This window comes from Embleya sp. NPDC050154 (genome assembly GCF_044460165.1).
In the GTDB taxonomy this organism is placed as follows: domain Bacteria; phylum Actinomycetota; class Actinomycetes; order Streptomycetales; family Streptomycetaceae; genus Embleya.
Genome location: NZ_JBITJP010000004.1, coordinates 120,262 through 133,490, shown reverse-complemented (window position 1 = coordinate 133,490; position 13,229 = coordinate 120,262). Strand labels below are relative to the sequence as shown.

Sequence of the window (13,229 nt, the reverse complement as noted above, 5' to 3'; positions counted from 1 at the left end):
TCACCCTCCGGTGGCGAAGCCGGGGAAGAGCGTCATGCCGCCGTCGACGTAGATCGTGGTGCCGACGACGTAGTCCATCAGGTCGGAGACCAGTGCGGTCACCGCGTCGGCGATGTCCTGCGGATCACCGACGCGACGGTAGGGAATCAGCTTGAGGAGATCGGCCTCCGCCTCGGGGGTGTCCCACGCGCTGCGGTTGATCGGAGTACGGATGGCGCCAGGGGCGACCGCGTTGACCCGGATGCCCTGCGGGGCGAGTTCCTGCGCGAGGGTCTGCATCAGCATCAGGACGCCGCCCTTGGAGGCGGCGTAGTTCACGTGGCCCGCCCACGGGATGATCTGGTGGACCGAGCTCATGCAGACGATCTTCCCGACCGAGCGGGAGACCTCCGGGACGGCGCCGCGGCGCAGGAACTCCTTGGTCGCCTCCCGGGCGCACAGGAACTGGCCCGTGAGGTTCACGTCCAGGACCTTCTGCCACTCGGCGAGCGACATCTCGGTGAAGGCGGCGTCCCGCTGGAGCCCCGCGTTGGCCACCATGATGTCGATCGTGCCGAAGTCCTCGACCATGCGCGCGATCATCGCGACGACTTGGTCCTCCCGAGAGACATCGGCCTCGTGCGCGTAGGCCCGTACGCCGAAGGACTCGATCTCTCGGACCACGTCCTCGGCGGCCTCCCGGCCGGCGACGTAGTTCACGACGACGTCGGCACCCGCCCGTCCCAGTCCGATCGCGGTCGCCTTGCCGATGCCGGAGTTCGCCCCCGTCACCAACGCTTTCTGCCCTCTGAGGATGGGCGGCAGCACCGGCCGGCCGGGCCTGTCCACACCTGTGGTCATCGCGCTCTCCCATCATCGCCCCGCACGGCGGCACCGAAGCATCACCGTGTCCGACGGCACGCCGTGCGACGCCGAGCGACCCGACCCGCCCACCCGATCGGAACAGTCGCACCCCTCGGATGGCTCAAGCTCGGCGCCGCCCGCCGCACCGCCCTCGTCCGGACCGAGCGTGCCCCCCGGCGCTTGTGCCGTGCGGGGGCGGCGCGGGGAGGGCGGGCCGTCGAGCTGTTGCGGGCACATCCGCGTGGATGGGTCGTCCGAAGATCCGCGTGCCCCGGGCGGCCGACCTCCGGACGTGGCCCGTCATCGCCTGCCACGCCCGCTCCGGGCCGGCCCGAACCCTCGTCGCCCATGGGAGAATCCCGCCGAACCGCCCCACTCCTGCCCGGGTCCGCCGCGCCGGTACGGCCGGCCGCGCCTGGGAGATCGGCGCCGGCGGCCCGATCGTCCAGCGCCCACGGGTCGACCCCGTACGTCCGCTCCGCGAACGCCATGCGGCCGAGCGCGAGCCGGCCGACCGGCGGATCGGTACACCCGGGCGGCACCTACTCCATGGCCGCCGCGCTCACGCCGGGTACGGAGCCGCCTCGCGAGCGGCTCGGAGTGCGCCCGCCCACCAGGACAGCTGGTCGAGGAGGGTCTTGGCGTACCCCGGCGCGTCGGCGTCCAGCGGCCGGCCGTCCTGCCATGCGGTGAAGTAGTTCGGGAAGGCGAGGCCGTCGCGAACGGTGACCGCGTGCAACTCGGTCAACACGTTCTCGAGGTGCAGGACCGCGTGCCGCCCGCCCGCCGCGCCGCCGTAGCTGACGAAGGCGACGGGCTTGGCCGTCCACTGCGTGAAGTGCCAGTCGATGGCCGCCTTCAACGAGGCGGGGTAGCTGTGGTTGTACTCGGGCGTCACCACGATGAACGCGTCGGCGTCCTCCAGCGCCGACGTCAACGCCGCCATCCCGGCCGGGCGGGGGTAGTCGTCGCCCGCGTACTTCGGGGACGCGGCGGGCAGCGCCAGCGGGATGTCGATTTCGGCCAGATCGACGACGTCCACGTCGAAGCCGCCGTGGGTGGCGGCCTGTGCGGCGACCCACGAGGCCACCACCGGGCCGAACCTTCCGTCTCGAACGCTTCCGACGATGATCAGCAACCTGTGCTCGGTGTTCTCCATGTCCACCACGATCAGGCGACGCCGAGGCGGCAACCAGACCGGGCTCAGGCCGGCCCCCGCAGGGCCGGCCTGAGCCCTCCACACCCCGCCGACACCGCCATAGGCTCACCTCATGGGTACGCCGTTGGGAGACTTCATCCGCGCGAAGCGGGACAGCATCCAGCCGAAATCGCTGGGACTGCCGGATCATGGACGCCGCCGTGCACCGGGTCTGCGCCGCTCGGACCTCGCCGCGCGCGCGGGCATCAGCGTGGAATACCTGACCCGCATCGAACAGGGCCGGGACCGCAATCCCTCCACGCCGATCGTGCACGCGCTCGCCGACGCGCTGAGTCTGGATCCGTCGGAACGCGAGCACCTGCGCTACCTCACCAAGATCACCGGCGGTGAGTGCCCCTCGCACGCGCGGCCCGCGCCGCCGAGCCGGGCGGTGCGACCGTCCGTCCTGGAAACGCTGCGTCTGCTGGACCCGGGGATCGCACTGGTGACGAACCGGCTCGGCGACGTCCTCGCCCACACCGAAGGCTTCGCGGCGCTGGCCGACGGAACGGGACTTCTCGACGCCGAGGCCCCGAACCTCACCCGCTACGTCTTCACCGACCCGCGCGCCCGCGAGTTCTTCGCGGACTGGGACGACGTCGCGGACGAGCGGGCCTTCGACCTGTGGCTCGGGCCGAGTATCGAGAACACCGCGTGGTTCACCGCGGAACTCGCCCCCGTGGCGGGCCCGGACTTCACCCGCCGCCTGAAGGGGAACGTGGTGCCGCAACGCGGCCCCCTCCGACTCGACCATCCCGCGGGATACGCCTTGCGATTGCTCCGGGAGACTCTCGAACTGCCGTCGGACGCACAACAACTGGTGGTCCTGCTGCCCGCGGACGAGGCCACGGCGCAGGCTCTGGAAGAACTCCGCCACGGGCCGAGCGGTCGGCTCCGGGTGGTCTCGTAACAGCTCGTGCGGCCCGCCCCGGAGACAGTAGTGCGCCCCTCGGACGGCGTCACCGGGCGCAGGATCCGCTCGGCGGCGGGCCGGCTGGCATCCCTGGGCCCCGCCCGTCGACCGGTTGTCGCGCGGGGCGGAGGCCGGCGACGTACGAGCGGCGGTCCCGCGCCGCGCCGCCGGCGACCGGATCGACACCGGCGCCGCCCCGCCGACCGGCTCTCGGTGCGAGGTGAGCAAGCCATGGGGGCGGCGCCGATCCGCGGGCGGTGTCCCGGGTTCACGGGCACACCCGCCCGCGGAACGCGGCCGGCGCCGGTGCGGTTACTGCACCGGGTAGAAGTGGTTCGGGACGACCACCCCTCGCCACCCGTGCCAGGTTCCCTTCCAGCGGTTGGTCAGGAACTCCTTGGTGTGGCCCGGGACGAACAGGTCCAACGTCCCCACCTGGTGGCTCACCACGATCGGGGTCGCCTGGCGGTAGAGCCCGGCCGTGGAGTCGTTGGGCTTGGGAAGCTTCTCCCAGTTCCAGCCCTCCTGGTCGCGGTAATAGGCGTTCCACACGTGGCCGTCCACGCCCATCGCGAAGATCTCCTCGGCCCACCAGCCCCAGTTCACCGCGGTGGGTGCGCTGGCCAGCTTCACCGGCTGGTTGCCGACCCGATGCCAGGACTCCCAACTGGACGGTGTCGACTGGCGTCCCTGTGTGCGGTACAGGTAGCCGTCGGCCCCGCGCGCGTACAGCCGCATCACGTTGATCTCGGGGCTTGCCCCCGCGCAGGCCGAGGTGAACTCGACCGGACCGGAGCGGGTGAACCCCCAGCCGGACGAGGAGAACGTCGACTCGTTCCAGGTCGCGGTCCAGAACTGCTTGTCGGTCCCGCGGACCGCGTAGTGCAGCAGGTGGTCCGCGGACGACCACACGGCCGTCATCGAGGTGTTGTCCGGCGGGCTGTGCGGTCCGTTCCAGCCGGTCACGCCCTGCTGGTAGTCGCGCCAGTGGTGCCAGGTCGCCGAGTCGAGGCCGCGCGCGAAGACGTCGATGCGTTGGCGGTTCTTCCACAGCGTCGCTCCGGGAGCGGAGGTCAGCGCCCCGCCCAGGGCCTCTTCGTGGACCGTGGCGAAGCCGGGCGTCCAGTCCATCGCCACGAGTTGGTCCGCCCCGCCCTGGAACCAGCCGCCCACCTTGAAGATCCGGAACCAGCCGCCGGTCGGCCCGCCCGGGCGCACCGCGACGCCCATGTAGGAACTGTCCAGCGCGAACGCGTTGTTGACCAGCGCCTCGTCGGACTCGACGGGCGGTTCGACGGCTTCGATGTCCAACCGGGGCGCGGGCCGCTGAACCCGACGGTCCGGTTCGGACGGTGGTTCTCCGGTACGGCCGACGACCGCCGGGGACTCCACTTGGGTCATTTCTCCCCCACATTGATATTTCCGTTGAGTGTTGCCTTGCCGTGCCTGTCGACGCCTCGCGTCGTGACTCGCCCGCGGGCCGCGGGCCGCCGTGGATCGAAGGCCGTCGCCGCCGTTCCCCCCGGCGAGGTGCCGACCCGATCCGTTCTACGGGCGTTGACCTGTGGTGGGCATCGGTGGTCGCCACCTATGTTGGGAGCGTGGCCACCTAGACACGCCCTGGCACGGACGCGTGGCCGCAAACGCCGTGGACGGCACCGGAACTGCCGTGGACGGCACGCATCGAGGCGACAGCGGATCGGCAGCGGGGCAGGATGTCGGTTGGGGGCGCCATGCTGGAACGCGACCGGGAATTGGCCGAGTTACTCGCGGCGAGCGACGACGCCGGGCATGGGTGGGGCTCGGTGGTGCTGGTGTTCGGCGAGGCCGGGATCGGCAAGACCAGCCTGGTCCGAGCATTCACGGAAGCCGTCGGAGCGGATGTGCGCGTGCTCGTCGGCGCCTGCGACGACCTGATGGCGCCGCGCGCGCTCGGTGCGTTGCGCGATGCCGCCGCGGGCACCGGCGGCCCGCTGGAGCGGACACTCGCCGAAGGGGCGGCGGGCGAGGCCGTGTTCGCCGCGATCTCCGCGGAAATGTCGCAGGCGGGCCGGGTGGTGCTGGTCGTCGAGGACGTGCACTGGGCCGACGACGCGACCCTGGACGCCCTCACCTATCTGGCCGGACGCGTCGACGACCTCGGCACGGTCCTGGTCCTCACCTTCCGCGACGACGAGCTGGGTACCCGGCATCCGCTGCAAAGACTGCTCGGCGCCCTCACCCGCGCCCGGGTGCGCAGACTCCCCCTGCGACCGCTGTCCCCGGACGCCGTCGCCCGACTCGCCGCCGGATCCGGACGCGATCCGCGGACCCTGCACGCCGTCACGTGCGGCAACCCGTTCTACGTCACCGAGGTCCTCGCCGACACCCCCGGAGAGGTGCCGGAGACCGTCGCGGACGCGGTGCTGGCCCGGGTACGTGTCCTCGGCGAGGACTGCCGCACCGCGCTGGAGCAGTTGTCCGTGGTGCCCACCCACGTCGGCCTGCGCCTCGCCGAGGAACTGCTCGGCGACCGGCTCGACGCCCTGGCCGAGGCGGAGCGGCGCGGCATCGTCGAAGTACGGCCCGAGGGACTGGCGTTCCGGCACGAGCTCGCCCGCCGCGCGATCGAGGGCAGCCTGCCCGCCCTGCGCCGCCGTACCCTCGACCGTGCCGTGGTGCGCGCCCTGCTCACCCGGCGGGAACCGGACCGGGACCGGCTCCTGCACCACGCGGTCCGCTCCGACGACGCCGAAACCATCGCGGCCCACGCCCCGGCCGCCGCCCGGGAGGCGGCGCGCGCCGGCTCGCACCGGCAGGCGCTGACGCACTTCGAGGCCGCCCTGCGCCACCCCGACCGCTTCACCGCCGCCGACCGCGCGGGCCTGATGGACGACTACGCCTGGGAGCTGTACAACGCGCACCGCTTCACCTCGGCGGTACGCGCGGGCCAGGAAGCGGTGCGCCTGTACGAGCCGTCGGCGGACCCCGCGGCGTTCGGCCGGGCGCTGGTCCGGCTCTCGCGCCACCACTACATGACCGGGGAGACCGACGCCGCCGAGGACGCCGTGTCCCGGGCGGTCCGCGTCCTGGACCCGCTCGGCCGCACCCCGGAGCTGGCGTCCGCGCTCACCCATCAGGGCGCGCTGCTCGCGCTGACCGGCCACAGCGAACGGGCCGTCCACGTCCTCGACCAGGCCCGGCGGCTCGCCGGTGAACACGGCTGCCCGGATCTGATCTCGTTGTGCCTGAACTATCTCGGGGTGGCCCGGGCGGACCTGGGCGAGCCGGCCCCCGCGCTGCGCTGCGTCCGCGAGAGCCTCGCCACCGCCCTGCACGCCGGGTCCCACGAAAGCGCCGCCCGCGCCTACACCAACCTCGCCGAACTGCTCTACCGCTTCGGCGACTTGGCCGGGCTGGACCGGTGCGTCGAGGAGGGACTGGCGTTCACTCGCGAATGCGGCTTCTGGTCGCACGCCTACAACCTGGACGTGCACCGCTGCCTGGCCCTGATGCGACGCGGTGAGACGGCGTCCGCCGAGCAGGGGCTGCGGGCACTCGTGGAGGGCGTCGACGACCCGGGGATGCTCTACGTCTACAGCGTCCCGCCGTACGCGAGGCTCCTGGCCCGTCGCGGCGACGCCGGCGCCGAGAAACCGCTGATCCAGGCGTGGCATCGCGCGTTGCGCCAGCGCTCACTGCCCGGACTCGCCTACGCCGGGATCGCCTACGCCGAATGGGCCTGGCTCGCCCGCCGGCCGGAAGCCGCCGGCGCCGTCCGCGACCTGCTGCTGCCGTTTCTGGACCGGCCCGGCAGGGAGTCCTTCCGCGCCGAACTCCTGTGGCATCTGGCCCGATCGGGGCCGGCGGCCGAGCCGTTCGAGGGCTGCCCGGAGCCGTACGCGGCGAGCCTGCGCGGCGACTGGCGAACTGCCGCGGAGGGCTTCGCCGCCGCCGGGGCACCCTACGAACAGGCGCTGGAGCTCGCCGAGTCCGGGGAACTCGGCCCGACCCTGACCGCACTGGGCATGCTGGACCGACTCGGCGCCTCGGCCGCGGCCGACCCGGTCCGCGCCCGACTGCGCGCCCTCGGGCTGCGCCGCGTGCCCCGCGGCCCCGTACCGGCCACCCGCACCCATCCGGCGGGACTGACCGCCCGCCAATCCGACGTCCTCGAACTGCTCGCCGAAGGCCGCACCAATGCCGAGATCGCCCGGCACCTGGTGTTGTCGGTGCGGACCGTGGAACACCACGTCGCGGCGATCCTCGACAAACTGGGCGCGACCTCGCGCCGCGAGGCCACCGAAACCGCCCGCGCCGCGGGCCTGTTGCACCCGGGCCCCGCGGCCCCGACCCGGTGGGACCCGGAATCTCCCGGCACCGTCGGGTTCGCGTAGTCGCGGACGCCGACGACGCGCTCGGGTCGGTGATCGCCGACCGGAGCGCGTAGTGGCCCCAGGTCGCGGCCACATCACCTCGTCCGCACGGGCGATGGTCTGTGTCGGGCGTGGCCCGGGGTCGCGTCCGACGTCAGGAGTTCCTCGGGTGTTGTCAGCCCATGGCGGGGCCGCGCGGGTCCTGTCTCGTTTCTCTCGAGTTCTGACCCTCGCGTCGACGAGGCGTTGGGTCGGCTCCCTCACCGGCGGGGGTCGAAGACGGTGTGGACGAGCCGGCTCCCCGGGGTGAACGGGCCGGCGTGAACGTGCGGGCCACAGTGGACAGGGTTCCGTTGGCCCACAGACTTCTCGGGTCGGGTACGCGAAGATCCGGGATTGTGGCGTCCGCGCTTCCCGGGGTGGTCTCGGCCGTCGTCCTCGTCCCGGCTACGGGGACCGGCAGGACCAGCGGTATCGTCGCCGGGGATTCGGGCGACTGCGGCGATGGCAATACGCGTTGTGGCTTGGGGATCGGTGCCATCGGTTCGGGGGAAATGCTCGGGCGGATCCACGGGTTGGGGGGAGGTATCGGCCGGAGCGGTTCGGCGGCCGCGGCCAGGAGATACGCGTTGTTTTGCGGGACGTATCCCGATCTCCAAGAACGGTCGAGCTCGGTGACCTGCATGCCGTGCAGGAAGTCGTTCAGAAAGCGGGGCCGGTCGTCGGCACTCCGACCCAGGGTCCACATCAACTCGGCGAACAGCTCTTGGGGCAGGCCCTTCTGCGAGTCCCCGCCGAGGACGGCCCCGGCCACCGTGTCCGCGTCCAACTCGCCTGCGATATTGGCATAGGTACCGATCTTCGTCGCGACCGTTGCGGCCGCCTGTTGGTTGCGGAGCACCGTATCGGAACCGAAAAGTCTCTGATGGAGATCGGCTTTCCGATTGCTGATCGTCCCCGAATCCGCGCCGGACGCCTCGATGCTCCGAAGCTCATTTCCGTAGCGGTGCACGACCGCTCCCCAGATGGCCCGCATTTCGTCGGGTCGCACGCTGTTGAGCACGATGTTCGGAACGTTGCGGTACAGTTTCCCGGCTCTCCGGCGGGCTTCTGCGGCCCAGCCGATTCCGTGGCCGAACTCATGGACCGCCGTGCTGGCCACGCCGAATCTACGGTGCGCGCCGAAGGCGTTCCTCTCTTCTTGCAAAAGACCGCGAAGAAAATTTTCCCGATTGTCGGTTCTGAGGAGTGTGGACTTGAACCACAATCCTAGTTGCGCGGGACTTTCGCCCTGCGTGGCCACCGCGCGGGCGTTGGGAAAATTCCCCGGGACGGTGTCGTCGATCGTCACGGACCGCAGGTCGACCTCGCCATATTGCCTGGCCATGACGAGCAAGGAAAGAGCGGTCATTCTTGCATGCAGCGGATCCGTTTCCGGGTGTATCGTAACGAATGCTCCGCCTTTGCTGCCCCGTATTTCCGTCAAACCCTGCCGCAGATATTCTTGGATTTCACCCGTTCCGGTCAACCGGTCGAGCTTCCAGTAATCGTAATAATTTCGGGCGACGGCCGGATCCTGCAACGATGCATCATAAGCAATTCGATCCATGCGGAACCGCAGAGCTTGGGCCGATTGGAATTCCGCCCAGGCCCGGGCCATCGTCCGCTGGTGCTCCTCCTGGGCCTGCCGGTTCATCGATGACAACGACCCCCTGCCCTTTGCCGTTTCCAACGAAAAGAATGAGTTCGGCGTGACGTCGGATTACTCGGCCGCAGGGCCGGGGCCGAGCAGAGCGTGCGTCGCTTCCGTGGCTCGTCTCGGACGATGGTGTCTGCTCGGGCCGACTCCCCGTGCCGGCGCCGAAGTCGATGTGTGGGCGTCCGCGCATCACGCATCGGCAGGCGGCATAGGAGATCCTATTCGTCCCACACCCGGGAATCCATGGGGAGTTACAGCCACAGAAGCCGGACTCCGGGGGCGCAGACAAGAGCCGTTGGCGTCGTCTCGTCGTCGTGGGCCACCACTTGATGCGAGGGGCCTCTACCAGGTGGCAGCAACGCATCGCGCCGGTCGACCTGGTGGGTCGGATCAGGACCCGGCGCACCCGACGGCTCGACCGCCCGCACCCGCGCCCACGAGGCACCCACCCGGGCAACTGCCCTTCGAGCGGGATCCTCGGCCTCGCCGTGGTCTCCGGTCCTCGAGTACGCGATCCGCACGAGTCGCCGCGATCGGCGGCTTCCTGCTGCTGGAACGTCTGGCCGGCCGGTGAGAAGGCCTGCGCACGTCGTGGCCCCCCTCGGGACGTCCGGGTTGACCGATGCTGTGAAGCAATACGCGGGTTCGACACAATGATCATGTGCCAAACGAACGCAACGACTCGGTATCCGCCTCGGGCAATGCCATCGCCGTGGGCCTTTCCCTCGGGCTCGCGATGGGTGTCGTCCTCGGACTGCCGGTCTTCGACAACCTCGCGCTGGGCATTGCCCTGGGCATGTGCCTCGGGGTCGCGGTGGGCGGCACGTTCGCGGCGCGAGGACGCCGGCGGGGCGGTACCGCCGAAGGTCCGCAGGACGGTTCGCGCTGACGGCGGCACCGGGGCGCGAACTTCGCTGAGCACAGGCTCGGCTGCGGGGTGGGGTCACCGACGAGGCGCCTTCGGACTTCGCCCCTCGTCCGGGAACGCGGGTGCTGTCGTGTCACGGCGTGCCGCTCCCGCAGGGTCACTCGATCGGACCAACGTGGTGCGAGCCGTCCTCACCCGTCGCGAGCTCCGGGCAGGCCCCACTCTGACGCCGTTCGTAACGCGCGTCACGGAACCGCGCGGCCTGCTCACCGGTCGCTGCGGCGCCCCCCTCGTGCCCGGTGGCGACGCGGAAGGGCGGCCGTGATGGTGGAGATACCGACCGGGTCCGCTTCGATCGGAGACCCGGCGCCAACCGCCCATTCGAGCGGCCCGGCCCCTCCCGCTCATCCCGCGGCGGCCCGCACGCCGTACTCGATCGGGCCGGAGGATCGCCGATGCCAGATCCCCGCAGTACCCACGCCACGCCCGCCGCGGGCGCGACTGCCGTCACGGGTCCCGCCGCCGAGTCCACCGCGGGTAACGTGCCGACGATGGGGGTCGAGGAGGAATTCCTCCTCGTCGACGCGCACGGCCCGCACCCGGCACCCCGCGCCGAAGCGGTTCTGGCCGAGGCCGACGACGGCTGCGACACCACCCACATCGAGGCCACCCGCTACCAGGTGGAGTCGGCCACCCCCATCGCCCACACGGCCCAGGAACTGCGCACCCACCTGCTCACGCTGCGCCGCCGCCTCGCCGCCGCCGCCACCGCGCACGACTGCCGGCTCGTCGCCTCCGCCACCCCGGTGGTCCTCGCGTCCCCGCCCGCGTCGCGGCTCGTCAACGCCCCCCGCCGGCACGAACAACGCGCCCGATACGGCTCGCTCACCGACACACTCGTCGTCTGCGGGTGTCACGTCCACATCGGCACGCTCGACCTGGAAACCGCCGTCGGCGTCCTCGGGCACATCCGGCCCTGGTTGCCCACGCTGATCGCGCTCGGCGCCAACTCACCCTTCTGGGAAGGCCGCGACACGGGACACGCCAGCTGGCGGGCCGTCTCCGTCTCCTGCTGGCCCGCCTCGGGATCCCCGCCGCGCCTGGACTCGGCCGAGCACTACCACCGCACCCTGGCCGATCTCGTCGCGAGCGGTGCCGTGATGGACGCCAAGATGATCTATTGGGACGCGCGCCCCTCCGCCCACTGGCCGACCGTGGAGATCCGCGCCCCGGACGTGTCCACCAGCGTGGACGAGGCCGTCCTACAGGCCGTCCTGGTCCGCGCGTTGGTCACCGGCGCGTTGCGTGCCGTCCACGACGGCCGCCCAACCCCCGACATCCGTGACGGCGTGCTGACCCTGGCCCGCCGGCGCGCCGCCCGCGACGGCCTCGAGGGCCGAGCCGTCGACCCGCACACGGCGGACCTGCTCCCCGCGAACACTGTCGTCGACGCCCTGATCGACCACGTGAGCAGCGACCTCGACGACACCGGGGACCTGCCCCACGTGGAGCGGACCCTGGCGACACTGCGTCGCGACGGTTGCGGCGCCCGCCGCCGGCGACGTGCCTTCGAACGCCGCGGGCTCCTGTCGGACGTGGTGGACCACCTCGCCGAAGCCACCATCGACCAGGACGCCTGACTCGTTTCGCCATCGAATCCCGCACCACTCCCAGGCCCACCCGCTACCCGCTGGTGACACAGCCCTGCGCAGCGCCCGCTACACCGGCTCCGGTTGTGCCGGGCCGACTTGCCCGGCGTCGAGCACGGCCCTGTTCCACCCCCGTGCCGCCCTATCACGGCGCCGGCGAGGCCGTTCGCGGTTGGGTGATGCGGTCGAGCAGCCAGGTCTCGATGCCGTTGAGCGCTGTCTGAGCCATTGCGGTGGGGTGCCCGGTGAAGCCGTGCGGCGCCTCCGGGTAGACCCGGAGTTCGATGTGATTCCCGGCGACGGAGAGTCGACTCGCCATCGCGAGGTTGTCTTCCAACAGCACATCCGTGCTTCCGACGACCAATAGCGCCGGGGGAAGATCGCGAAGGTCGGCGTAGATGGGAGAGATATCCGGATGGGTGCGGTCCGCGACGTGGCCCGCGTAGGCCCGGATGAAGTACTCGTCCGCGATCCGGCGTCCGGCCGGCGTCTGTGCGCTCAGGTCGTAGGTGCCGAACTGGAGTACGGCCCCGACGAATTCGTCGACGACCCCGCTGTCCCTCAGCCGGAGCAGGGTCGCCAGTGCGAGTGTGGCTCCCGCCGAACTCCCGCCGATCACCAACCGGTCCGTGCCGAAACGCTCACGCGCCTGTTCCACGAGCCACAGTGCCGCCGCCGCACAGTCGTCGGGCGCGGCCGGCCACGGATGCTCCGGCGCCAGGCGATAGTCGACACTGACGACCGCGAGCTGGAGGGCGTCCGCGAGCCGACGGTTGCGCACGTCTCCTCGTGCTGCGGAGTCCATGTAGAAGCCGCCTCCATGGATGTCCAGGTAGACGCCTCGTGCTCGCTCGTCGGACGGAGTAAAGATCCGCACCGGGACACGCGCTCCCGACGCGTCGGCCATCTCTTCGAGGGCCGGTGGATCGGCCGGGACAGACGCGCACCTCTCCGCGCGGACCTCCCTCAACTCCTCCGCGCTGCCGGGCCCACGACCGGCCGCCCTCGAACGGTAGAAGCTCCGAGCTTCATCGACCTGCTCGGTCGGTAGGTCGGCGAACAAGTTGCCCAACGCGAAGCGCACGGCGCCCTCCAGTCGTTCGAGATCTCGTCCCCACGCTATTGCAGGCACATCCGGCGCCAGGGAGGCCGGACGCGCCCCCTCCCATGCGGGCGTCAAGGTACGGCGTCGCGCGCAGTGGTGTCCCTGCCCGACGGCCCCGGCTCCCGTGGGCCACCGACGGCCGGTCACCCGACGCGCGAACCCTCTTCCCCCTCCTCGCCCAGTCACGGCACCCCGGTGCCGGGGCGCGGAGGATCATTCGTGCGCGATGGCGGCGGACGCGTACTGGATCCGGTCGATGTCGGCCAGAACACTTCGAGTCCCGTCCACTTCGACCAGGAAACCGCTTCCGTGCCAGGCGACGGCCAGGAACCAGTCCCCCGGTTCGAGCAACCCGTTCTCGCGGCCGGTCGCCGGATCGGAGACCGGCCGCACGGAGGGCACCGCGAACCAGAACGGCGGAGTGACGTGTCTGGCGGCGGACGCGTACTGGATCCGGTCGATGTCGGCCAGAACACTTCGAGTCCCGTCCACTTCGACCAGAAAACCGCTTCCGTGCCAGGCGACGGCCAGGAACCAGTCCCCCGGTTCGAGCAACCCGTTCTCGCGGCCGGTCGCCGGATCGGAGACCGGCCGCACGG

At 71.2% G+C, this 13,229-nt stretch carries 9 protein-coding genes and 1 pseudogene; 4 read left to right on the top strand and 6 right to left on the bottom strand.

All coding sequences use genetic code 11. From position 1 onward, the window contains the following. Positions 1-840, bottom strand: coding sequence for an SDR family oxidoreductase (locus ACIBSV_RS10120; protein WP_395861218.1), 840 nt, complete (start codon positions 838-840; stop codon positions 1-3). A 565-nt stretch (positions 841-1,405) separates the two neighbouring features. Next, complete coding sequence (locus ACIBSV_RS10115; RefSeq protein ID WP_395861216.1) at positions 1,406-2,002, bottom strand: NADPH-dependent FMN reductase; 597 nt, start codon at positions 2,000-2,002, stop codon at positions 1,406-1,408. Between the two features lie 112 nt (positions 2,003-2,114). Here ACIBSV_RS10115 and ACIBSV_RS10110 point away from each other — a divergent pair, with 112 nt between their 5' ends. Next, positions 2,115-2,951, top strand: coding sequence for a helix-turn-helix domain-containing protein (locus tag ACIBSV_RS10110; RefSeq protein WP_395861214.1), 837 nt, complete (start codon positions 2,115-2,117; stop codon positions 2,949-2,951). Between the two features lie 315 nt (positions 2,952-3,266). Here ACIBSV_RS10110 and ACIBSV_RS10105 read toward each other — a convergent pair whose 3' ends face one another. Then, on the bottom strand, positions 3,267-4,355 hold the full coding sequence (locus ACIBSV_RS10105; protein WP_395861212.1) for a hypothetical protein: 1,089 nt from the start codon (positions 4,353-4,355) through the stop codon (positions 3,267-3,269). Positions 4,356-4,687: 332 nt separating this feature from the next. On the opposite strand from ACIBSV_RS10105, the gene ACIBSV_RS10100 reads away from it, so the two are divergent. Then, entirely contained in the window at positions 4,688-7,330 is a 2,643-nt protein-coding gene (locus tag ACIBSV_RS10100) for an ATP-binding protein (protein WP_395861210.1), read from the top strand. Positions 7,331-7,484: 154 nt separating this feature from the next. Here the strand turns inward: ACIBSV_RS10100 and ACIBSV_RS10095 are convergent, their stop codons facing one another. Next, positions 7,485-9,005, bottom strand: coding sequence for a hypothetical protein (locus ACIBSV_RS10095; protein WP_395861207.1), 1,521 nt, complete (start codon positions 9,003-9,005; stop codon positions 7,485-7,487). Between the two features lie 664 nt (positions 9,006-9,669). Between ACIBSV_RS10095 and ACIBSV_RS10090 the strand changes: the two genes are divergently transcribed. Together ACIBSV_RS10090 and ACIBSV_RS10085 are read left to right on the top strand one after the other, a co-directional pair. After that, positions 9,670-9,897, top strand: coding sequence for a hypothetical protein (locus ACIBSV_RS10090; protein ID WP_395861205.1), 228 nt, complete (start codon positions 9,670-9,672; stop codon positions 9,895-9,897). A gap of 434 nt (positions 9,898-10,331) precedes the next feature. Next, a complete protein-coding gene (locus ACIBSV_RS10085; RefSeq protein ID WP_395861203.1) occupies positions 10,332-11,516 on the top strand; it encodes a glutamate--cysteine ligase in 1,185 nt (394 codons plus the stop codon). 154 nt (positions 11,517-11,670) lie between these two features. Here the strand turns inward: ACIBSV_RS10085 and ACIBSV_RS10080 are convergent, their stop codons facing one another. Both ACIBSV_RS10080 and ACIBSV_RS10075 read right to left on the bottom strand, forming a co-directional pair. Further along, a complete protein-coding gene (locus tag ACIBSV_RS10080; protein WP_395861201.1) occupies positions 11,671-12,609 on the bottom strand; it encodes an alpha/beta hydrolase in 939 nt (312 codons plus the stop codon). Between the two features lie 234 nt (positions 12,610-12,843). Beyond that, positions 12,844-13,229 (bottom strand): annotated as a pseudogene (locus ACIBSV_RS10075) (hypothetical protein); the annotation flags it as partial.

Bases quoted from the DNA above. Each gene is read 5' to 3' on its own strand.
- ACIBSV_RS10120 (WP_395861218.1), bottom strand. From the start codon at position 840: ATGACCACAGGTGTGGACAGGCCCGGCCGGCCGGTGCTGCCGCCCATC.
- ACIBSV_RS10115 (WP_395861216.1), bottom strand. From the start codon at position 2,002: ATGGAGAACACCGAGCACAGGTTGCTGATCATCGTCGGAAGCGTTCGA.
- ACIBSV_RS10110 (WP_395861214.1), top strand. From the start codon at position 2,115: ATGGGTACGCCGTTGGGAGACTTCATCCGCGCGAAGCGGGACAGCATC.
- ACIBSV_RS10105 (WP_395861212.1), bottom strand. From the start codon at position 4,355: ATGACCCAAGTGGAGTCCCCGGCGGTCGTCGGCCGTACCGGAGAACCA.
- ACIBSV_RS10100 (WP_395861210.1), top strand. From the start codon at position 4,688: ATGCTGGAACGCGACCGGGAATTGGCCGAGTTACTCGCGGCGAGCGAC.
- ACIBSV_RS10095 (WP_395861207.1), bottom strand. From the start codon at position 9,005: ATGAACCGGCAGGCCCAGGAGGAGCACCAGCGGACGATGGCCCGGGCC.
- ACIBSV_RS10085 (WP_395861203.1), top strand. From the start codon at position 10,332: ATGCCAGATCCCCGCAGTACCCACGCCACGCCCGCCGCGGGCGCGACT.